General features: G+C 72.5%; 20 protein-coding genes. 10 read left to right on the top strand and 10 right to left on the bottom strand.

All coding sequences use genetic code 11. From position 1 onward, the window contains the following. Positions 1-16: 16 nt before the first annotated feature. The 7 genes from AB0E62_RS10305 to AB0E62_RS10275 all read right to left on the bottom strand — a co-directional run bounded on the left by AB0E62_RS10305 (position 17) and on the right by AB0E62_RS10275 (position 8,679). Positions 17-142, bottom strand: a complete 126-nt coding sequence (locus AB0E62_RS10305; protein ID WP_362190706.1) for a hypothetical protein — start codon at positions 140-142, stop codon at positions 17-19. A gap of 200 nt (positions 143-342) precedes the next feature. Next, positions 343-1,359: a zinc-dependent alcohol dehydrogenase family protein gene (locus AB0E62_RS10300; protein WP_362190704.1), complete on the bottom strand. Its 1,017-nt coding sequence runs from the start codon at positions 1,357-1,359 to the stop codon at positions 343-345. A 359-nt stretch (positions 1,360-1,718) separates the two neighbouring features. After that, positions 1,719-1,874 carry a hypothetical protein gene (locus tag AB0E62_RS10295; protein ID WP_362190702.1) on the bottom strand — a complete coding sequence of 52 codons (156 nt, stop codon included), beginning with the start codon at positions 1,872-1,874 and terminating at the stop codon, positions 1,719-1,721. A 309-nt stretch (positions 1,875-2,183) separates the two neighbouring features. After that, positions 2,184-3,584, bottom strand: coding sequence for a dihydrolipoyl dehydrogenase (lpdA, locus tag AB0E62_RS10290; protein WP_362190700.1), 1,401 nt, complete (start codon positions 3,582-3,584; stop codon positions 2,184-2,186). Between the two features lie 97 nt (positions 3,585-3,681). After that, a complete protein-coding gene (meaB, locus tag AB0E62_RS10285; RefSeq protein WP_362190698.1) occupies positions 3,682-4,686 on the bottom strand; it encodes a methylmalonyl Co-A mutase-associated GTPase MeaB in 1,005 nt (334 codons plus the stop codon). A gap of 4 nt (positions 4,687-4,690) precedes the next feature. Next, the gene (scpA, locus tag AB0E62_RS10280) at positions 4,691-6,865 is read right to left on the bottom strand and encodes a methylmalonyl-CoA mutase (RefSeq protein ID WP_362190696.1); all 2,175 of its coding nucleotides are present in this window, start codon (positions 6,863-6,865) and stop codon (positions 4,691-4,693) included. Further along, positions 6,865-8,679 (bottom strand): methylmalonyl-CoA mutase family protein, encoded by a 1,815-nt coding sequence (locus AB0E62_RS10275; protein ID WP_362190694.1) that lies wholly within the window; start codon positions 8,677-8,679, stop codon positions 6,865-6,867. The genes scpA and AB0E62_RS10275 overlap by 1 nt, the downstream gene beginning before the upstream one ends. Positions 8,680-8,873: 194 nt before the next feature. Between AB0E62_RS10275 and AB0E62_RS10270 the strand changes: the two genes are divergently transcribed. The 4 genes from AB0E62_RS10270 to AB0E62_RS10255 all read left to right on the top strand — a co-directional run bounded on the left by AB0E62_RS10270 (position 8,874) and on the right by AB0E62_RS10255 (position 11,588). Further along, positions 8,874-9,263: a cell division protein SepF gene (locus AB0E62_RS10270; RefSeq protein WP_362190692.1), complete on the top strand. Its 390-nt coding sequence runs from the start codon at positions 8,874-8,876 to the stop codon at positions 9,261-9,263. An 89-nt stretch (positions 9,264-9,352) separates the two neighbouring features. Then, on the top strand, positions 9,353-10,534 hold the full coding sequence (locus AB0E62_RS10265) for an ATP-binding protein (protein ID WP_362190690.1): 1,182 nt from the start codon (positions 9,353-9,355) through the stop codon (positions 10,532-10,534). Continuing rightward, on the top strand, positions 10,531-10,935 hold the full coding sequence (locus tag AB0E62_RS10260) for a nucleotide pyrophosphohydrolase (protein ID WP_362190688.1): 405 nt from the start codon (positions 10,531-10,533) through the stop codon (positions 10,933-10,935). Before AB0E62_RS10265 ends, AB0E62_RS10260 begins: the two co-directional genes overlap by 4 nt. Positions 10,936-11,102: 167 nt before the next feature. Then, positions 11,103-11,588, top strand: a complete 486-nt coding sequence (locus AB0E62_RS10255) for a DUF6099 family protein (protein ID WP_362190686.1) — start codon at positions 11,103-11,105, stop codon at positions 11,586-11,588. Positions 11,589-11,606: 18 nt separating this feature from the next. Here the strand turns inward: AB0E62_RS10255 and AB0E62_RS10250 are convergent, their stop codons facing one another. Further along, positions 11,607-12,032: a VOC family protein gene (locus tag AB0E62_RS10250; protein WP_362190684.1), complete on the bottom strand. Its 426-nt coding sequence runs from the start codon at positions 12,030-12,032 to the stop codon at positions 11,607-11,609. A gap of 505 nt (positions 12,033-12,537) precedes the next feature. Here AB0E62_RS10250 and AB0E62_RS10245 point away from each other — a divergent pair. The 4 genes from AB0E62_RS10245 to AB0E62_RS10230 all read left to right on the top strand — a co-directional run bounded on the left by AB0E62_RS10245 (position 12,538) and on the right by AB0E62_RS10230 (position 15,141). Then, positions 12,538-13,461 (top strand): LLM class F420-dependent oxidoreductase, encoded by a 924-nt coding sequence (locus AB0E62_RS10245; protein ID WP_362190682.1) that lies wholly within the window; start codon positions 12,538-12,540, stop codon positions 13,459-13,461. A 133-nt stretch (positions 13,462-13,594) separates the two neighbouring features. Next, positions 13,595-14,233, top strand: a complete 639-nt coding sequence (locus AB0E62_RS10240; RefSeq protein WP_362190680.1) for a helix-turn-helix domain-containing protein — start codon at positions 13,595-13,597, stop codon at positions 14,231-14,233. Between the two features lie 32 nt (positions 14,234-14,265). Continuing rightward, positions 14,266-14,736, top strand: a complete 471-nt coding sequence (locus tag AB0E62_RS10235) for a DUF3291 domain-containing protein (RefSeq protein WP_362190678.1) — start codon at positions 14,266-14,268, stop codon at positions 14,734-14,736. A gap of 126 nt (positions 14,737-14,862) precedes the next feature. Beyond that, positions 14,863-15,141 (top strand): hypothetical protein, encoded by a 279-nt coding sequence (locus AB0E62_RS10230; RefSeq protein ID WP_362190676.1) that lies wholly within the window; start codon positions 14,863-14,865, stop codon positions 15,139-15,141. A gap of 334 nt (positions 15,142-15,475) precedes the next feature. Here AB0E62_RS10230 and AB0E62_RS10225 read toward each other — a convergent pair whose 3' ends face one another. After that, positions 15,476-16,513 (bottom strand): hypothetical protein, encoded by a 1,038-nt coding sequence (locus AB0E62_RS10225; RefSeq protein WP_362190674.1) that lies wholly within the window; start codon positions 16,511-16,513, stop codon positions 15,476-15,478. 245 nt (positions 16,514-16,758) lie between these two features. Between AB0E62_RS10225 and AB0E62_RS10220 the strand changes: the two genes are divergently transcribed. Beyond that, positions 16,759-17,274 carry a hypothetical protein gene (locus tag AB0E62_RS10220; RefSeq protein WP_362190672.1) on the top strand — a complete coding sequence of 172 codons (516 nt, stop codon included), beginning with the start codon at positions 16,759-16,761 and terminating at the stop codon, positions 17,272-17,274. 162 nt (positions 17,275-17,436) lie between these two features. Here the strand turns inward: AB0E62_RS10220 and AB0E62_RS10215 are convergent, their stop codons facing one another. Further along, positions 17,437-18,408, bottom strand: coding sequence for a serine hydrolase (locus tag AB0E62_RS10215; protein ID WP_362190670.1), 972 nt, complete (start codon positions 18,406-18,408; stop codon positions 17,437-17,439). A 186-nt stretch (positions 18,409-18,594) separates the two neighbouring features. Here AB0E62_RS10215 and AB0E62_RS10210 point away from each other — a divergent pair, with 186 nt between their 5' ends. Beyond that, a complete protein-coding gene (locus AB0E62_RS10210; RefSeq protein ID WP_362190668.1) occupies positions 18,595-19,536 on the top strand; it encodes a hypothetical protein in 942 nt (313 codons plus the stop codon). Positions 19,537-19,568: the final 32 nt, after the last annotated feature.

Here is a 19,568-nt window from a genome sequence, read left to right as displayed (position 1 = left end):
GCAGGACATCTCCTCCTCAGAGGTCTTCCGCGTCGCTCCAGGGCGGTTCGGTGGGCCGGGGGAAGAGGAAGTCCTCCCAGACATCGAGACCGAACAGCATGAGCACGACCAGCACCGGCAGCAGCAGAGCGATCACGACCATTGCGCCTCCCAACGGAAGCGGTCACGGGAACGCGGTGGCAGAACCTTCCGGGCTCAGACTGCTCTGAACGGGGGAACCGCGCTCGCCCCGGCGCGAGTGCAAGCCGCCGTTCGGGTGACATCCGGGATACGGCGGCCGAACGCGCCCCACGGACGGGCCGGAGCGCGCCCGGTGCGGGGTGACGGAGCCGTGGCGGTCGGTCAGGGCTTGAGGAGCGTCTTGATGGCGCGGCGCTCGTCCATGGCCCGGTAACCCTCGGCGACCTGCTCCAGCGGGAGGGTCAGGTCGAAGACCCTGCCGGGGTCGATGCGACGGGTCAGGACGCGGTCGACCAGGTCGGGCAGGTAGCGGCGCACGGGGGCCGGGCCGCCGCGCAGGCCGACGTGGGAGAAGAACAGCTCCTGGCCGTCGATCGCCACCTCGTGGGGTACGCCGACGAAGCCGACGTTCCCGCCGGGCCGGGCCGAGTGCAGGGCCTGCCGCATGGCCTCGGCGGTACCGACGCACTCCAGCACCGAGTCGGCGCCGATCCCACCGGTCATCTCCTTGACCCGGGCCACGCCCTCCTCGCCCCGCTCGGTGACGATGTCGGTCGCGCCGAACTCCCGGGCGAGCCTCTGCCGGGGCTCGTGGCGGCTCATGGCGATGATCCGCTCCGCGCCCAGCTCCCCGGCCGCGATGACACCGCACAGACCGACCGCGCCGTCCCCGACCACCACGGCGGTCGAGCCGGGCCGGACCTCGGCGGCCAGCGCCGCGTACCAGCCGGTGCCCATCACGTCGGACACGGCGAGCAGGCCCGGCCAGAACGCCTCGTCCGGCACCTCCTCCGTGGCGACCAGGGTGCCGTCGGCGTGCGGGATACGCACGTACTCGGCCTGGCAGGTGCTCATGAACTCGCGGTGCGCACAGTTCGACTGCCAGCCGTTGCGGCAGTTCGCGCAGGTGTTGTCCGACGTGGCGAACGACCCGACGACGAACTGGCCGGGCTTGACGGAGGCGACCTCGCTGCCGGTCTCCTCGACGAACCCGACGTACTCGTGGCCCATCGGATGCGGCTCGCCCAGCGGCTCCAGACCGCGGTACGGCCACAGATCGGAGCCGCAGACACAGGTGACCGCGGTGCGGATCACGGCGTCCGTCGGCTTGAGGATCCTCGGCGCGTCGAGGGTCTCGAAACGTATGTCACCGGGGGCGTGGATCATGGTTCCGCGCATGGGGGAGTCCTCACGTGCTGGTGGGCCGCCGGTGGCCGTGTGCGGTTTGCGTGCCGGTGGGCCGCCAGGGTCCGTGTGCGATGTGTGTACCGGGTGCGCGGCACCGGCGCCGGTGCCCTCGGCGCGCCTCCCGGCGGGGCACACCCGGGGGCGCCGCTGCGCCCGGCCGGCGTGTGCCACGCCTTCCAGGTACCCGGCTTTCCGGCCGGCCAGCGAGTCACCGGCGAGGGACGCACGAGCGACTGCCGCACTTGGCCCGCGCCACCGACGGCTCCACCACGCTCCCCCGCCCCCAGCGGCACGGCCCCGGCAGCCGACACCGCACCGTACCCTCCGGTAGATCCTGGACGCGATCACCGTCACGTCCCGTTGCGGGGGGTGACGGGGGCACGGCGGTCGATGGTCCGGGACAGTGTGGGCCACATATTGATCAGGAGACCCGTCAGCGCGGTGACCTGCGCCATTTGGGGTGAGTTGGCCGCTGACCTGCGCGAGTGGTCTTTCAGCTGTTTCATGCTCGTGCCACTTGATGAAGCCGGAAGTGCCAGAAAAATTCGAAAGGTCTCCCAAGGTCCCCGCATGCGCGGGGACCACATCCCGGGCGTCTCGGCCGCGTAGCGGTTGACGGGACCACCCCCGCACGAGGCGAGGACGCGGGTACACCCTGCTCGGCTTCTTCGTGGGCAGCATGTGCAGGAGGCACCGTACCCGCCATGGTCCGGCTGTCGCAGGCAGCCCGCAGCGCAGTGGTGTGACCCCGGACGGCCGATCCCCCTGTCCGCCCCACCTCCCCGCAGGTCGGACAGGGGCCCCGGCACCGGCGGTCACATGTTGATCATGTGGCCGGCCAGGCCGTGGACGGCCTCCTTGACCGCCTCGCCGAGCGTCGGGTGCGCGTGCACGTTGCGGGCCACCTCGTGGACCGTCAGGTCCCACTGCTGGGCCAGGGTCAGCTCCGGCAGGAGCTCGGTGACCTCGGGGCCGATGAGGTGGGCGCCGAGCAGTTCACCGTGCGTGCCATCGCTGATGATCTTGACGAAGCCGACGGGGTGACCCAGGCCGTGCGCCTTGCCGTTCGCGGTGAAGGGGAACTTGGCCACCTTGACGTCGAAGCCCCGCTCGCGGGCCTGCGCCTCCGTCCAGCCGAAGCTGGCGACCTGCGGCTGGCAGTAGGTCGCCCGCGGAATCATGGTGTAGTCCAGCTCCATGGTCTCCGCGTCGGCAATGGTCTCCGCGGCCACCACACCCATGGACTCGGCGGCGTGCGCCAGCATCAGCTTGGCGGTGACGTCACCGATCGCGAAGATGTGCGGCACGCTGGTGCGGCACCGGCCGTCGACGTCGATGGCACCGCGCTCGGTGAGACGGACCCCGGTGTTCTCCAGGCCGTAGCCCCGCACGTTCGGCGCGAAGCCGATGGCCTGGAGCACCTTGTCGGTCTCCAGGGTCCGCCGCTCGCCGTTCTTGTCGACGGTCACCCGCACCCGGGGACCGGAATCGTCGATGCTCTCCACGGCCGTGCCGGTCAGCACCTCGATGCCGAGCTTGCGGTAGTGCTTCGCCAGCTCCTTGGAGATCTCCTCGTCCTCCAGCGGGACCATGCGGTCGAGGAACTCCACAATGGTCACGTCCACGCCATAGCTGCGCAGCACATAGGCGAATTCCACACCGATGGCGCCGGCCCCGGCGATGACGATGCTGTCCGGCAGCGTGTCACTGAGGATCTGGCTCTCGTAGGTGACCACGCGGTCCGACAGGGAGGTGCCCGGCAGCAGCCGGGGCGTGGCGCCGGCGGCGATGATGCAGTGCCCGAACGTCACCGCCTCCGTGCGCCCGTCCGGGTGGGTCACCGTCAGGCTGTGGTCGTCGGTGAAGACGCCCCGCCCCTCGAACTGTGTGATGGCGTTCTTCTTCATCAGGTAGTGGACGCCCTTGACCCGGCCGTCGGCGACCTTGCGGCTGCGCTCGTGCGCCACCCGGTAGTCCGCGGACACGGTGTCGCCCACGCTGATTCCGTACGCCTTGGCTTCGTTGGTGACGAACTGCACCATCTCGGCGTTGCGCAGCAGTGCCTTGGAGGGGATGCAGCCGACGTTGAGGCAGACACCTCCCCAGTACCGTTCCTCCACCACCGCGGTGGACAGACCGAGTTGCGCGCTGCGGACCGCCGCGGTGTAGCCGCCGGGGCCCGCTCCCAGAACAACGACATCGAAATGTTGGCTCACAAGGAGTTGATCCTTGTCCGGCCGCGGCCTTCCGCGCAACCCCTTCAGGTGCCGCGCGGTCCCGGGGGCCCGCCCCGGGACCGCGCGCCTCGCCCGTTCAGCTTCCGGCCGCCGGGTCCGTACGGCCCTCGAAGGCGGCCAGGATCCGCTCCGCCGCCAGCGTCGCCGTCAACTCGCCCTCCCGGACCTGCCGTTCCAGGTCCGGCGCGGCCGCGCGCACCGCCGGGTCGGCGTGCAGCCGGCCCAGCAGCTCGTCGCGGACCATCGCCCACACCCAGCCGACCTGCTGGTCCCGGCGCCGGTCCGCCAGCCGCCCGGTGGTCTCCAGGAGCCGGCGGTGCTGCTCCAGCCGCTCCCACACGGTGTCCAGACCGGACGACTCCCGTGCGCTGCAGTGCAGCACCGGCGGCGTCCAGAAGGCGTCCTTGCCGTGCATCAGCCGCAGCGCGCCCGCCAGTTCCCGGGCCGCGGCCCGCGCGTCCCGCTCGTGCGGACCGTCCGCCTTGTTCACGGCGATCACGTCGGCCAGCTCCAGGACGCCCTTCTTGATGCCCTGCAACTGGTCGCCCGTACGGGCCAGGGTGAGCAGCAGGAAGGAGTCCACCATGCCGGCGACCGCCGTCTCCGACTGGCCCACCCCGACGGTCTCCACCAGGATCACGTCGTAGCCGGCCGCCTCCATCACCACCATCGACTCCCGGGTGGCCTTGGCGACCCCGCCCAGCGTGCCCGCGCTGGGGGAGGGCCGGACGAAGGCCGCCGGGTCGACGGCCAGGCGCTCCATCCGGGTCTTGTCGCCGAGGATGGAGCCGCCCGTGCGGGTGGAGGACGGGTCGACGGCGAGCACCGCGACCCGGTGGCCCAGCGAGGTCAGCATCGTGCCGAAGGCGTCGATGAACGTCGACTTGCCGACACCGGGCACCCCGCTCACGCCGATCCGCCGCGCCCGGCCGCTGTACGGCAGCAACTCGGTGAGCAGCCGCTGCGCCAGCTCCCGGTGCTGGGGCCGGGTGGACTCCACGAGCGTGATGGCGCGGGCCACCAGGGCCCGCTTCCCGTCGAGCACACCCTTCACATACGTGTCGAGATCGATCGCCGCCATCGCGCTACAGCTCGTGCCCGAGGTCGGCCGCCAGCCGCCGCACCAGGTCGTGGGCCGCGTCCGGGATCACCGTCCCGGGCAGGAACACCTCCGCCGCGCCCATCTCCCGCAGGACCGGCACGTCCTGCGGCGGGATCACCCCGCCGACCACGATCATGATGTCCTCGCGGCCCTCCTCGGCGAGCTGCTCGCGCAGCGCCGGCACCAGCGTGAGGTGCCCGGCGGCCAGCGAGGACACCCCGACCACGTGCACGTCCGCCTCGACCGCCTGCCGGGCGACCTCCTCCGGCGTCTGGAACAGCGGGCCGACGTCCACGTCGAAACCGAGGTCGGCGAAGGCCGTCGCGATCACCTTCTGGCCGCGGTCGTGGCCGTCCTGGCCCATCTTCGCGACCAGGATGCGCGGCCGGCGCCCCTCGGCCTCCTCGAACGCCTCCACCAGCGCCCGGGTGCGGTCCACCGACGCCGACTGCCCTGCCTCGTTGCGGTACACACCGGAGATCGTACGGATCTGCCCGGCGTGCCGCCCGTACACCTTCTCCAGGGCGTCGGAGATCTCGCCGACCGTCGCCTTGGCGCGGGCCGCGCGCACCGCCAGCTCCAGCAGGTTGTCGGTGCCGTCGGCCGCGCGGGTCAGCGCGTCCAGCGCGTCCCGGCAGGCGGTCTCGTCCCGCTCCGCGCGCAGCCGCCGCAGCTTCTCGATCTGCTGGGCGCGCACGGACGAGTTGTCGACCTTCAGCACCTCGATCTGCTCGTCGCTGTCCACCCGGTACTTGTTCACGCCGATCACCGGCTGCCGGCCGGAGTCGATGCGGGCCTGGGTGCGGGCCGCCGCCTCCTCCACGCGCAGCTTCGGGATGCCGGCGTCGATGGCCTGCGCCATCCCGCCCGCCTGCTCGACCTCCTGGATGTGCGCCCACGCCTTGCGGGCCAGGTCGTACGTCAGCCGCTCCACGTACGCGCTGCCGCCCCACGGGTCGATGACCCGGGTGGTGCCCGACTCCTGCTGGATCAGCAGCTGGGTGTTGCGGGCGATGCGCGCCGAGAAGTCGGTCGGCAGCGCCAGCGCCTCGTCGAGCGCGTTGGTGTGCAGCGACTGGGTGTGGCCCTGGGTGGCCGCCATCGCCTCCACACAGGTGCGGGTGACGTTGTTGAACACGTCCTGCGCGGTCAGCGACCAGCCCGAGGTCTGCGAATGGGTGCGCAGGGAGAGCGACTTGGGGTTCTGCGGGTCGAACTGCCGCACCAGCTTCGCCCACAGCAGCCGGGCCGCCCGCAGCTTGGCGACCTCCATGAAGAAGTTCATGCCGATCGCCCAGAAGAACGACAGCCGGGGCGCGAACGCGTCCACGTCCAGCCCGGCCGCACGCCCCGCGCGCAGGTACTCCACCCCGTCCGCGAGGGTGTACGCCAGCTCCAGGTCGGCCGTCGCGCCCGCCTCCTGGATGTGGTAGCCGGAGATGGAGATGGAGTTGTAGCGCGGCATCCGCTGCGAGGTGTACGCGAAGATGTCGGAGATGATCCGCATCGACGGCTTCGGCGGATAGATGTAGGTGTTGCGGACCATGAACTCCTTCAGAATGTCGTTCTGAATGGTCCCGGCCAGCTTCTCGGGCGGTACGCCCTGTTCCTCCGCCGCCACGATGTACAGCGCCAGCACCGGCAGCACCGCGCCGTTCATCGTCATCGACACGGTCATCCGGTCCAGCGGGATCCCGTCGAACAGCTGCCGCATGTCGTAGATCGAGTCGATGGCCACGCCCGCCATGCCGACGTCACCCGTCACCCGCGGGTGGTCGCTGTCGTACCCCCGGTGCGTGGGCAGGTCGAACGCGACCGACAGGCCCTTCTGGCCGGCCGCCAGATTGCGCCGGTAGAACGCGTTGGACTCCTCGGCGGTGGAGAAGCCCGCGTACTGCCGGATCGTCCAGGGCTGGTTCACGTACATCGTCGGGTACGGGCCGCGCAGATACGGCGCGATGCCCGGGTACGTGCCCAGGAAGTCCAGGCCCTCCAGGTCGCGCCCGGTGTACAGCGGCTTGACCCCGATGCCCTCCGGGGTCTCCCACACCGGTTCCGCGTCCCCGGCGGCCCGCCGCAGCGCCGCGCGCCACTCGTCCTCGGTGCCGCCGGCGACCGGGGTGCCCAGCTCGATGCCGGAGAAGTCGGGGATTCCCATCAGGACACTCCCATACGGTCGAGGGTCGCGGACAGCACGTCCACGGCGTCACAGCCCGCGAAGACGTACGAGTCGACGCCGGGGTACTCGCCCCGGCCCGCCAGGAACACGTGCCGGGCCCCGGCCGCGCGCAGCGACTCGGCGACCTGCCCGGCCTGTTCGGCGTAGAGCGCGTCGCTGGAGCACACCACGGCCTCGGTGGCGCCGCTGCCTGCGAAGGCGCCCTCGGTGACCGGCTCGATCCCGCCGGCCTGGAAGAGGTTGGCGGCGAAGGCCGCGCGCGCGGTGTACTCGGCCGGGGAACCGATCGTGGCCAGGTAGATCCGGGGCCGGGCGCCGGTCCTCGCCAGATGGGCGTCGGAGCGGGCGCGCAGTTCCTCGTACGCCTCGTCCCGGCGTACCCGGGGCAGACCGCCGGAGGGCGGCTCGGGCGCGGGCGGGCGCTCCACCGGCTTCTCGGCCAGCAGCGGGAACTCGCTGACGCCGGTGATGGGTTCGCGCCGCCTGGCGAGCCGCTTGGACCGCTCCGCCCAGGTCGTGGCGAGATCGGTGCGCAGCCGCCCGGAGCGCAGCACGGCCGCCTGCCCGCCGTCGCGCTCGACGGACCGGAAGAAGGCCCAGGCGGCCTCGGCCAGATCGGCGGTCAGCCGCTCCACGTACCAGGAGCCGCCCGCCGGGTCGACGACCCGGGCCAGATGGGACTCCTCGATCAGGATGGAGGAGGTGTTGCGGGCGATCCGCCGCGCGAACGCGTCCGGCAGCCCCAGCGCGTGGTCGAACGGCAGCACGGTCACCGCGTCCGCGCCGCCCACCCCGGCGGCCAGCGCCGCGACCGTCGTACGGAGCATGTTCACCCACGGGTCGCGGCGGGTCATCATCACCGGAGACGTCACCACGTGCTGCGGCTGCGCGCCCGCCGCCGGCGCCCCGCACACCTCGGCGACCCGCGCCCACAGCCGGCGCGCCGCGCGCAGCTTGGCGATGGTCAGGAACTGGTCGGCGGTCGCCGCGTACCGGAACTCCAGCTGACCGACGGCCTGTTCGGCGCTCAGCCCGGCCTCGGTCAGCTCCCGCAGATAGGCCACCCCGGTGGCCAGCGAGGCGCCCAGCTCCTGCGCGGCCGAGCCGCCCGCCTCGTGGTACGGCAGCGCGTCCACGGTCAGCGCGCGCAGCCCCGGATACCCCTCGGCACAGCGCACGGCCAGCTCGGCGTACGGCGCGAAGGGCAGCGCGGTGCCGGTACGGGCCTCGTACCCGAGCGGGTCACCGCCCAGGTTGCCGCGCACCGCCCCGGCGTCCACGCCCTTGTCGGCGTACAGCCGCAGCAGGGCCTCGGCCGCCCGGGCCGTGTCCCGGCCCGCGTCCAGCACGACCGGGGCCAGGTCGAGGTACACGCCGTCGAGGGCGCGGCCCAGCTTCGTGACCGGGATGCCGCCCTCGCCCAGCACCAGCCAGAGCGAGGTGCCGCCGTTCTCCAGGTCGGCGAGCACCGTGTCCGCCGGGCCGTCGGCGAGCACGGTGTGCCGCTGGCGCACGTCCCAGCCGCCCGGGCCGGTGCCCTGCGGGCGGCTGCCCCGCACGAAGGGGGCGAAACCCGGCAGGCCGGGGTCGGGGGCGCTGTCGCGCGCGGTGTACAGGGGACGGGTGCGCAGCCCGTCCTCCAGCGTCGTGGACAGGGCGTCTTCCGCTGCCTCGCCGGACAATTCCCTGCCTGACCTGCGCAGTACGCCCTCCACCAGGCGTTGCCACTGCTCGTGTGTCGCGTCAGGGAACTCGGCGGCCAGTGAGAGCCCGTCGTCAGGCAGGACCGTCATGGCTCGGATGCTAGGGCAGGGCGCTTGAACAGGGGCGCGGCACGGCCTGTGAGGTTTCTCTTCTTGCGTTCGTGATCGGTGCCGTCCCGCGGGTCTCCCTGGGGGCCTTCGTGTCGTTGTTGGGCCGAACGGGTGACTTGGCGTAAGAATTGGCTGGTGCACGAATTGGTCGAGAGTCAGGTCGGGGGGAGCCGGTGAGCCGTTACGACGTCACCGATGAACAGTGGGAAGGGCTCGCCCAGGTCGTGCCGCTGCGGGGCCGGGACTCCTGGCCGTCCGCGGTGAACCACCGCTCGCTGCCCGACGCCGAGACCGAGACCCGGCGCCGGTTCGTGGTCCTGCGCGTCAACGTCTTCGCGGACGCCCGGGAAGTCGCCGAGACCCTGATGGCCGGGGTACCGGTGCTGCTCGACCTCTCCGGAGCGGAGGGCGACGTGGCCAAGCGCGTCCTCGACTTCAGCACCGGCGTCGTCTTCGGCCTGGGCAGCGGGATGCACCGCGTCGACCGCAACGTCTTCCTGCTCACCCCGCCCGGCACGGAGGTCAGCGGCCTGATGGAGGGGGCGGGGCTGTCGGGCACGTGACGCGCCGGGCGCCGTGACCATCCCCCGATCGGGGGAAACTCCGGACGGGAAAACGGTTCGGCAAGGAAACGGAGTTCTACGGTCCGCGTATGGCCGTGCCCTTCGTGTTCGCCGGGTCGCCGGCGGCCGACGCTCCCGTGCTCTCCCGCACCCCCTGCGACATCCGGTCCCGGATCACCGAGCTGCGGCTCTCGGCCTTCGCCGGGCACCGCGGCGCCGGGTTTCCGCTCGGGCCGGTCACCCTGTTCGCGGGGCACAGCGGGGCCGGCAAGACCACCGCGCTCGCCGCCTTCGAGGCACTGGCCCGGCTCGGCGGCGGCGTCCCGCTCGCCGAGGCGTTCCCGGACCCGGTGGCCTGCGTGCCCGAGCGGGCCCGGCCCGACGCCGAGGGGCGCCGGGGCTTCCGGATCGGCTGCACGGCCGACGGCGCCGAGGGTCCGGTCCGGCTCGACATCGCCGTACAGGCCGAACCGGAGCTGCGGATCGTGGGGGAGCGGCTGACCGCGCGCGGGGTCGTCCTGCTGGAGACCGCGCTGCGCGACCCCGGGCGCCGGACCGTCCAGGCCGCCTGGCACACCGCGGGCACCGCCCCGGTGACCCGCGCCCCGCTCCCCGGCGACCGGCTGGGCACCGCCCTGCTGCCGCTGCGGGTGGCCGGCAAGACCGACGGACAGCGCCAGGTGCTCGCCGCCGCCGAGCAGATGGTCGTCGCCCTGCGCTCCGTCTTCCCCTGCGACCCGCGCCCCGAGTACATGCGCTTCCCCGTCCCCACCGGCTCCGGCCGGCTGCTGCCCGGCTGCGACAACCTCGCCGACGTCCTGTGGCGCACCCGCGCCGAGTGCACCCGCCGGCACGGGCACCTGGTCGAGGCGGTGCGCGCGGGGTGCGCCGGCCCGGTGACCGACCTGGTGGCCGAGCCGCTGGCCGACGGCACGGTACGGGCGCTGCTCGACCGCGGCGACGGCGTCCGCACCGGGCTCGCCCGGCTGGGCGACGGCGAGCTGCGCTACCTGGCGCTCACGCTGGTGCTGCTGACCGGACCGGGCGTGCTGGACATGGACGTACCGGGCGAGGTGCCCGACGCCCTGCGCACCCTCACCGTCCTCGCCGACGGCTTCGACCGCGGCCTCGATCCCGTCCAGCGCCGGGAACTGCTGGGGACGGCCGCCCGGATGGCCCGGCGCGGACACATCCGCTGCGTGGCCGCGGTGCACGACGCCTCGTGGGCGGCCGGGACCCCGGACGTCACGGTGGTACACCTGGACGCGTGACCGAACACCCCGACCTGGCCGCCCTCCAGCGCCGGCTGGCCGAGTTCGCCGCCGCGCGGAACTGGCAGCCGTACCACACCCCCAAGAACCTCGTCGCCGCCCTGTCCGTGGAGGCGTCCGAGCTGGTCGAGATCTTCCAGTGGCTCACCCCGGAGGAGTCCGCCCGGGTGATGGACGACCCCGGCACGGCCCACCGGGTCACGGACGAGGTCGCCGATGTGCTCGCCTATCTGCTCCAGTTCTGCGAGGTCCTCGGCATCGATCCGCTGACCGCGCTGGCCGCCAAGATCGACCGCAACGAACACCGGTTCCCGGCCCCGGGAGCCGGGGACGGGCAGGACGCGGGGGACGCGGGGGACGGACGGGACGCCACCGCGGCGGACCAACAAGCGGACTCCTGAACTCCGCTATCACTCTCCGCAGTCAAAGGGCGTGACGGATCCGAATTGTTGTCCACTAATTTCCGTCTTCCTCTAGCTTTTCGTCTCGATGACCCTCACTCTGGGTAGTGGATACGGGAGTTCAGGAGGCCGTGCCGGCGGGCGCGGCGGACGGACGGGGGCATCGGATGGATGCGGTACGGCTGATCCTCGCGAGCAGGCGGGCCCTGGCGGGCGGCGCCGACGCGGGGGAGATGATGGCGGAGGTGTGGCAGGCGCAGGCCCTGGCACAGGCGATCGGGAGCCGCCTCGCGGTCTCCGGACCGCCGGAACTGCGGGGCGAGGCGCTCGGGCTGACCGAGCTGGCGGGCCGGGGCTGCGGCGTCCTGGACCCGCCCGAACTCGACCCGGGCGACCTGCGCGCCGCCCAGCTCACCCAGCTGGACGACGCCCGCGAGACCCTGCTCTGCCTCGGCGGCCTGCTCGGCGAGGTCGGGATATCCCTGGTCGGCATGGCCAGCGCCGCCGCCGACGAGACGGCGTACTGGCAGTGCATGGAGGCCATCGACGCGGCCGACGAGTCCCGCGACCGCGTCCTGGAGATGCTGCGCAAACTGGCGGCACGGGCGGCGATGGTGCCGGAGGACGCCCAGGACAGCCCCTCCGGCGTGTGACCGGCCGCCGCCCGCTTGCTACGGCCGTATGTAGGGGCGCGTCATGATCTCCATGTTGTGCCCGTCCGGGTCGTCGAAGTAGGCGCCGCGACCACCGAAGAGACGGTTGATCCGGCCGGGCTCGGTGCGGCGCGGGTCGGCGTAGTAGGTGACCCCGACCGCATCCAGGCGGGCGAGCATGGTGTCGAACTCCCCGTCGGGCACGAGGAACGCGTAGTGCTGCGACTGGATCGGCTCGTCGCGCTTCTCGTAGTAGTCGAGCGTGACGCCGTTGCCCAGATCGACGGGCAGGAACGGCCCGAAGGGCGCGCCGACCTCCACTCCCAGGACGGCCGCGATGAATGCGGCCGACAGCCGGCGGTCCGAGGCGTAGACGGCGGTGTGGTTCAGCTGGACGGCGGCCGGTGACGCGGGCCGGTGAGCGTGCTGCTGGTCAAGAGGCATGAGGGGATGTGTCTCCGGGTGCTGGATCCGCGATGGAGCGCCCTGTGCGGGCGCCGGGACGTCAGGACACGGACAGAACGGCGGACCCCTCGCCCGCCTCGCGCTCACGCCGAGGCCGGGCGCCTCACTCGTGCATGGCCCATGGCCGACCCGGCAGTCACGCGGGCGATTCTAATGCGGCCGTGAACGCGCCGGCCAACCAGCAGGCCGGAACGGCTCAGGGTGAAATGCCGAACGAGCAACCCGCTGAGCCCGCTGAGCCGAACGAGCAGACCCAGCAGCCCGTCGAGCCGAACGAGCAGGCCGAGCAGCCCGTCGAGCCGAACGAGCAGGCCGAGCAGCGCCGAGCAGTTTGCCGAGCAGGACGCAGAGCAGGGCACAGCGCAGGCGGACCCCTCCGCGGAGGAACCCCGCCGAGTAGCCCGAGTGCGTCGTGGCCGACGAAACCCCCGCTGGACCAGCGGGGGTTTCGCGCGGCGGGTGCGGGGCCGTGCAGGATAGGCGTATGGACCTGCGAATCTTCACCGAGCCCCAGCAAGGGGCCACCTACGACACCCTGCTCGCCGTGGCGAAGGCCACCGAGGAACTCGGGTTCGACGCCTTCTTCCGCTCGGACCACTATCTGCGCATGGGCAACGCGGACGGCCTGCCCGGCCCCACGGACGCCTGGATCACCCTGGCCGGCCTGGCCCGCGAGACCAAGCGCATCCGCCTCGGCACGCTGATGACCGCCGGCACCTTCCGGCTGCCCGGCGTGCTCGCCATCCAGGTCGCCCAGGTCGACCAGATGTCCGGCGGCCGGATCGAGCTCGGCCTCGGCGCGGGCTGGTTCGAGGAGGAGCACAAGGCGTACGGCATCCCGTTCCCCAAGGAGAAGTTCGCCCGGCTGGAGGAGCAGCTCGCGATCGTCACCGGGCTGTGGGCGACCGAGGTCGGCAAGACGTTCGACTTCCACGGCACGTACTACGACCTCACCGGGTCACCGGCGCTGCCCAAGCCCGCGCAGCGCAAGATCCCCGTGCTGATCGGCGGCCACGGCGCGACCCGCACGCCGCGGCTCGCCGCGCAGTACGCCGACGAGTTCAACATCCCGTTCGCCTCCGTCGAGGACAGCGAGCGGCAGTTCGGCCGGGTGCGGGCCGCCGCCGCGGAGGCGGGCCGGGCCGCGGACGACCTGGTGTACTCCAACGCGCTCGTCGTCTGCGTCGGCAAGGACGACCAGGAGGTGGCCCGGCGTGCCGCCGCGATCGGCCGTGAGGTGGACGAACTGAAGGCCAACGGGCTCGCCGGCTCCCCGGCCGAGGTCGTCGACAAGATCGGCCGGTACGCCGAGATCGGTTCCAGCCGGATCTACCTCCAGGTACTGGACCTCGGCGACCTGGACCACCTGGAACTGATCTCCTCCCAGGTCCAGTCCCAGCTGTCGTAACCGGTCCCGCCCGACGGCCCACGGCCCGGCCCGCCGGCCTCCCGGCCGGCGGGCCGGGCACGTCCTTTTCCCGTCGGCCAACCGGGCACCCGCTCCGCGCGGACCGGCCCCACATGCGTCCTAGAGTCGGCGTGTGACTGACGACGACTCCGCCTTCGACGTGCTGGCCGTGCTGAGCGACCCCGTGCGCCGCCGCCTCTACCGATACGTGGCCGCCGCCCCCGGGGAGGTGGGCCGTGACGCGGCCGCGGAAGCGGCCGGGATCTCCCGGTCGCTGGCCGCCTTCCATCTGGACAAGCTGGTCGAGGCCGGGTTGCTCACCGTCTCCTTCCGGCGGTTGTCCGGGCGCACCGGCCCCGGGGCGGGGCGGCCGTCGAAGCTGTACCGGCGCGCCGAGGGGGAACACGCCGTCTCCGTGCCGCCGCGGTCGTACGAAGCCGCCGGCCGGCTGCTCGCCGAGGTGCTGGAGAACGCCGGACTGGACCGGGAGTTGCAGGCCGCGGCGAGGGCGGCGGGCGCGGCGCATCCGGACGCGCGTGCCGACGACGTGGAGGCGGCGCTACGGGCCCGCGGTTACGAGCCCTTCTGGGACGGGGAGACGCTGCGGCTGCGCAACTGTCCCTTCCACGCCCTGGCCTCGGAGTTCCCCGCCCTGATCTGCGGGATGAACCTGGCGCTCATCGAGGGCCTGGCGCCCGAGCCGTGGTCGCCGGCGATGGATCCGTGCCCCGGCGGCTGCTGTGTGGTCCTTTCTAAAAACAAAAAGCATTGACGATAGAAGTCGGGCCCGGCCATGCTGTGCCCATGACTGAGTCTCACCTCGCGCAGGTCAACATCGGCCGCATCGTCGCCCCGCTGGACAGCCCCGAACTGGCCGACTTCGTCGCCCTGCAACCGGAGATCAACGCGCTGGCCGACAAGAGCCCTGGATTCGTCTGGCGCGTGGTGGACGAGGGCGGCGCGGACGCGACCGGCATCCGTCCCGAGGGGAACGACGAGCTGCTGCTGTTCAACTGCTCGGTCTGGGAATCGGTCGAAGCGCTGCGGAACTTCACGTACCACAGCGACCACCTGCGCGTGCTGAGCCGCCGCCGGGAGTGGTTCCGTCGCATGACCGAGGCGCACCAGGCCCTGTGGTGGATCCCCGCCGGCCACCGCCCGACCGTCGCCGAGGCGATGGAGCGGATCGCGATGGTGCGCGAGAACGGCCCCGGACCGAAGGCGTTCACCTTCCGCGACCCGTACCCGGCCCCGAGCGGGCTGGCGCGGCTCTAGGGTCATCCGGCGGAGCAAGGCCGGAGCCATGAACGGATCACGGCGACGGTGACGGACGATCTGGTGCAGTGCAGTGCAGTGCAGTGCAGTGCAGTGCAGAGCAGAGCAGTGAGGAGGCTGAGTGCCATGCCCTCGACACTTCATCAGGAGTACGACGTCCGTGTGCTCGCGGTACGGCCCTGGGGGCTGGACGTGGTGCTCCCGGACGGCACCGCGGGCCTGATCGACCACACGAAGGACCCGCGCTGGCCGGACGGTGACCAGCGGGCGGCTGTCGGAACGGTGGTCCGCGCCGTCGTTCTGGACGACGAGAGGGAACCCGTCCGGATGAGCGCCCTCGACGAAGACCGAGCCGTCGCCCGTGCCCTGCGGGGGCCGCGAGTCGTTGGCCGAAGCCGGCCGTGAACAGACAAGCTCCGGTGACGGTTCGGCCGGGACGGCCCGACGGGTCACCCTCTCCGTCGCGCCGGGTTCCTCGAGGCCGGGCACCCGGTCGTCCGCGCCGTCGGCGAGGGGGCGGGAGCGGTCACCGCGGGCAGCCAGGGGCCGGCGAGGCCGGGCCGGCCGCCGCGGGAGAGACGGGCGCGGGGCGCGGGCAGGCGTCGGCGGCGGGATCGGCGGCGGCCCGCAGGGCGGTGGCGCCGGTGCCGACGCCGAACCGGCGCGAGCTCCTCGGCGTGGGGTTCCTCGCGCGGCCGGCGGGCCCGTCGGTGAGCCGTCCGCCGGCGCCGGGCGGCCGTCAGGTGATCCGGGCGCGGTTGGCGCGCTCGTCGTTCTCCGGGGTGCGCTCCCGGTCCTTCCGCTTCGGGCCCGGGAGGGCCGTCTCCTGGTGGTGGTAGATGCCGATGGGCTTCGGCGCCAGCTTCACCTTGTTCTCGGTCACCTTCGCGCGGGTGCGCACCACGGCGTAGAGACCTGAGTCCGTGGCGGCGCCCGTCCTGTACTGCTCGTAGTCCTCGGGGGAGAGGTACTTGGCCTTGAAGACCTGGAGCACGGCATCCGCGCCGAGCCCGCCCTTCACCACGACCTCCTGGGACGCCTTGGCGAAGTTCTCCGCGCTGCCGCCGTTTCCGCCGAAGACGGCCGCGAGCTGCTCGGGGTCGGTGGTGTCGTAGACCCGGCCCTCCTCGACCCTGGCCCCCTCGGGCAGCCGCACCTTGGCGATGCGCGACTCGTTCTCCGCGGCCCAGGCCGCGGCCGTCTTGAGGCTGCGGGTGAAGGAGACCCAGGACGACTTGACCTTCGCCCTGCTGCCGGCGCGGATGTGATCGGCGGCGGGCTTGTCGGCGTCGTGGCCGACCGGCGGGCGCAGGCCGTTGCGCAGGGGCAGTTCCTCGGGGCGGAGCGTGCGGTAGAAGACGTTGGGGTCCTCGCTCTCCGACTCGCCCTCGGATTCGGGGTGGACGTCCCGGTAGCGGGGCATGACGGCGCGCAGCGCCTGCTCGGAGAGGCTGTCCCGCTCGTCGGGGTGCGCGGTGCGCAGGCGTTCCAGTTCCCTGGTCTTCTTGTACCGCAGCAGCTGGGCCGCGAGCGCGACGCGCTGCCCGGGGGTGAGGGCGTCGGTCTCCACGGGCTGCTTCGTGCGCGGGTCGGTCACCGCGGTCCGCTGCACCACGGGAGCGAGGGCCCGGACGACCGCGGCGTTGCCCACGGTGCGCTGGAGGTGGAGCAGGCCGTCGGGGCCCGGCGGGCGGGTGCCCGGTCGCGGTCCGCGCGCGGGTGTCCGCCGCCCGGCCTCCTGCGCGCTCGCTCGCGCTCGATCTCCCTGGGCGTACATGTACCGCTCCTTTGCCGGGTCAGCTCCCGCGCAGCGTATCCGCCTCGACCGCCACCCGGACACTCGGTTCCCTCACGCGGGTTGCGCGCGCGGGACGTCGCGGTGCCGTCGCCGTCATGTCACGAACGTGTCCTGAGCGCGCCTACGAGGCAACGGGGGCGACCCCGCCGGCCATCCAAGAGGACAGAAAGCCACCCGGGCGGACAGTCGCCCGGACCGCTCGCCCGCGAAGGACGGACACCAGCATGCGCACTCGGAAGATCTCGGCACTGACCATGACCGCCCTGGCCCTCGGCCTGGCACTGACGGCATGCGGCAATGACGGAGACGCCGACACGTCCCCCTCCGCCACCGCGTCCCCCTCCGCCGCCGCGAGCGACTCGTCGGCCACGGCCACGAGCTCTCCGTCGTCGGACGGAGCGGACGGCAAGTCGTCGGGCGCGCCCACCCGGTCCGCCACCGAGGAGAGCAAGTCGTCGGGCACCTCCGGTGGGCCGGCGAAGGGTTCGCCGTCGAGCACTCCCGCTCAGACCGGCCTGAAGTGCACGGACAAGATCAACTACGCGGGCGACGTACGGTCCAACGCCGAGATCAACTCCATCGGTGAGCAGACGGGCACATGTCCGCCGGTGCAGAAGCCGGCGTCGGACGACAAGAAGTGCACGGACAAGATCAACTACGCGGACGACGTGCGCTCCAACGCCGAGATCAACTCCATCGGCGAGCAGACGGGCACGTGCCCGCCGGTCAAGCGGAAGTGAGCCAGGCGCTCCAGGGGCCGGCACCCACGGGTGCCGGCCCCTTCCGGCTGCCGCCGGCTGTCGCCGAGAGGCGGCCGGTTCCCCACCGGGCCGCCTCCGTCTCCCCGGCGGACCGCGCCCCGGTAACCGTCAGCGCGTGAAGCCGTCAGCGTGTGGAAGCCGTCAGCGCGTGAAACCGTAGTCCAGGATCTTCGCCGCGTCCTTGAACCGCTGGTCCGCCGAACTCGCCGCGAGGACCGTGCCCACGACCGTCCTGGAGCCGCGGGTGGCCGCGAACACCAGGCAGAACTTCGCCTCCGGCCCGGAGCCGGTCTTCACGCCGAACGCGCCCCGGTAGGAGCCGAGCAGCGTGTTGGAGTTCTTCCACGGCGCCATGGCGTGCGTTCCGCCGCCGGGCCGGTACGACTTCATGTCGTCGTAGAGCTTGGTGCCGACGACCTTCTTGAAGGTCTTGTTCTTCAGCGCGGTCGCCGCCAGCTTGGCCAGATCGCGCGGCGAGGAGTAGTTCTTGCCGTTGGACACCCCGTCGAAGGAGTCGAAGTGGGTGTTCTTCAGGCCGAGTTCGCGCGCCTTGCTGTTCATCTTGCCGATGAACGACTTGGTCCGCTGCGCCGTCGTGGACCCCGTGCCGTACGTGTCCGCCAGCGCGTAGGCCGCGTCGCAGCCGGACGGCAGCAGCAGGCCGTACAGCAGGTCGCCCACCGGCATCGAGTCACCGAGGAGGAGATTCGCGCTGGAGTAGCGCTGGGTGTGCGACACCGGGTCGATGACGTAGTCGGTGTACTCCTTCTTGATCTTCACCTTCTTCCCGAGGTTCACGTTCCGCTGGGACAGCACCACGAGCGCCGTCATGATCTTCGTGGTGGAGCCGGTCCGCAGCCGGGCGTCCGGTGCCTTGCCGAACAACTGCTTGCCGTCAGCCGCGTTCATGGCGTACGCGCCCTGGGCCGACACCTGCGGGACCGCCGCGGCGGTGCGGGCCGCGGCGGCCGTCACCGGCGCCGCCTGGGCGGGCGCGGTCGCGAGGGCTCCCGCGGCGAGCACGGCACCGGCCGCCACCGCGACGGCGGCGCTCCTGCGGGCCCGGGCCGGCTGTCCGCGTCCGTGGTCCCGGACGGTCTGGTCGATGGTCATGGGTTCCCCCTCTTTGCGTGTTTCCGTACGTCAATGGTCAGTTGACGGGGGCTCACTCCATCAGGTCCGCGGCCGGCGGGCCGTAACCGACGTCACATGCCGCACCTGCCGCTCCTGTGAACACCGCGTGCCGGAACTGTGGGCTCCGTCACAGCGCACGGGGTCCCCCGCTGGTCGGATGTCCCGGTGCGCACACTCCTCCCTCTCGTCCTCACCGGCCTGCTCGCCGTGACCGCCTGCCAGTCCGGCGGTGACACCGGCGCCGGCGACGACGCCCGCGACCTCAACACCATGGAGTCGCTCCCGCTCCACGCCTACCTGCCGGACCCGGAGTCCGGCGGCACGAAGGCCGTCGGCACGGCCCAGTGGATCCTGGCCGGGCAGTGCATGCTCCGGCTCGGCTTCACCGGTTTCCAGGCGTTCGACGTCAGGAGCGTCGAGTCCACCTACCCGGTGCGGCGCGGCACCCTCACGGTCGACGGCAGGGTCGCCGCCGACACCCCGTACGGGGCGGACGACCCCGGCCTGGCGGCCCGGTTCGGCTATCACGAGCGGCCGGGGCAGCAGTCCGCCGAGCAGCCCGTGGAGTGGGCCGCCGACCAGTACACGGCCCTCACCGGCACGTTCCGCACCGGCGACAGCCGCCGCCCGTACGGCCGTCCCGTCCCCGAGGGCGGCTGCCTGGGCGAGGCGCGCCGGAAGCTCTACGGCGCCGACCCCCGGCCTGCCGAGATCGGCGGGGTGCGGCTCACCGGCCCGTACACGGTCGCCGTGAAGCTGTGGGCCGACGCGCGCGAGCAGGCCAGGAAGGACCCCGCCTGGAAGAACGCCGACCGCGCCTGGGCGGACTGCATGAAGGAGCGGGGACTGCGCTATCCCGCCCCGGACCAGGCGTCGGCCGACCCCGCCTGGTTCCGCGCGGACAAGCCGTCGGCCAGGGAGCGGAAGACCGCCGCCGCCGACGCCCGCTGCAAGCTCGACACCGGCTACATCAAGGCCGTGCACGCCGTCGAGACCCGCGCGCAGAGGGCCGCCATCGACAAGAACGCGAAGGCGCTGGAGGACCGGCAGACCGTCCAGGAACGGGCCGTCGCGGCCGCCCGCAAGGTCATCGCCGAAGCCTCCTGATCCGGGCCGGCGACCGCCGCGGGCGAGCCGAA

It is taken from the genome of Streptomyces sp. NPDC038707 (genome assembly GCF_040636485.1).
In the GTDB taxonomy this organism is placed as follows: domain Bacteria; phylum Actinomycetota; class Actinomycetes; order Streptomycetales; family Streptomycetaceae; genus Streptomyces.
This window is presented reverse-complemented; position numbering and strand designations above follow the sequence as displayed.

Coding starts and splice junctions, on each gene's coding strand:
- AB0E62_RS10305 (WP_362190706.1), bottom strand. CDS start 142: ATGGTCGTGATCGCTCTGCTGCTGCCGGTGCTGGTCGTGCTCATGCTG.
- AB0E62_RS10300 (WP_362190704.1), bottom strand. CDS start 1,359: ATGCGCGGAACCATGATCCACGCCCCCGGTGACATACGTTTCGAGACC.
- AB0E62_RS10295 (WP_362190702.1), bottom strand. CDS start 1,874: ATGAAACAGCTGAAAGACCACTCGCGCAGGTCAGCGGCCAACTCACCC.
- meaB (WP_362190698.1), bottom strand. CDS start 4,686: ATGGCGGCGATCGATCTCGACACGTATGTGAAGGGTGTGCTCGACGGG.
- scpA (WP_362190696.1), bottom strand. CDS start 6,865: ATGGGAATCCCCGACTTCTCCGGCATCGAGCTGGGCACCCCGGTCGCC.
- AB0E62_RS10275 (WP_362190694.1), bottom strand. CDS start 8,679: ATGACGGTCCTGCCTGACGACGGGCTCTCACTGGCCGCCGAGTTCCCT.
- AB0E62_RS10265 (WP_362190690.1), top strand. CDS start 9,353: ATGGCCGTGCCCTTCGTGTTCGCCGGGTCGCCGGCGGCCGACGCTCCC.
- AB0E62_RS10255 (WP_362190686.1), top strand. CDS start 11,103: ATGGATGCGGTACGGCTGATCCTCGCGAGCAGGCGGGCCCTGGCGGGC.
- AB0E62_RS10250 (WP_362190684.1), bottom strand. CDS start 12,032: ATGCCTCTTGACCAGCAGCACGCTCACCGGCCCGCGTCACCGGCCGCC.
- AB0E62_RS10245 (WP_362190682.1), top strand. CDS start 12,538: ATGGACCTGCGAATCTTCACCGAGCCCCAGCAAGGGGCCACCTACGAC.
- AB0E62_RS10235 (WP_362190678.1), top strand. CDS start 14,266: ATGACTGAGTCTCACCTCGCGCAGGTCAACATCGGCCGCATCGTCGCC.
- AB0E62_RS10230 (WP_362190676.1), top strand. CDS start 14,863: ATGCCCTCGACACTTCATCAGGAGTACGACGTCCGTGTGCTCGCGGTA.
- AB0E62_RS10225 (WP_362190674.1), bottom strand. CDS start 16,513: ATGTACGCCCAGGGAGATCGAGCGCGAGCGAGCGCGCAGGAGGCCGGG.
- AB0E62_RS10220 (WP_362190672.1), top strand. CDS start 16,759: ATGCGCACTCGGAAGATCTCGGCACTGACCATGACCGCCCTGGCCCTC.
- AB0E62_RS10215 (WP_362190670.1), bottom strand. CDS start 18,408: ATGACCATCGACCAGACCGTCCGGGACCACGGACGCGGACAGCCGGCC.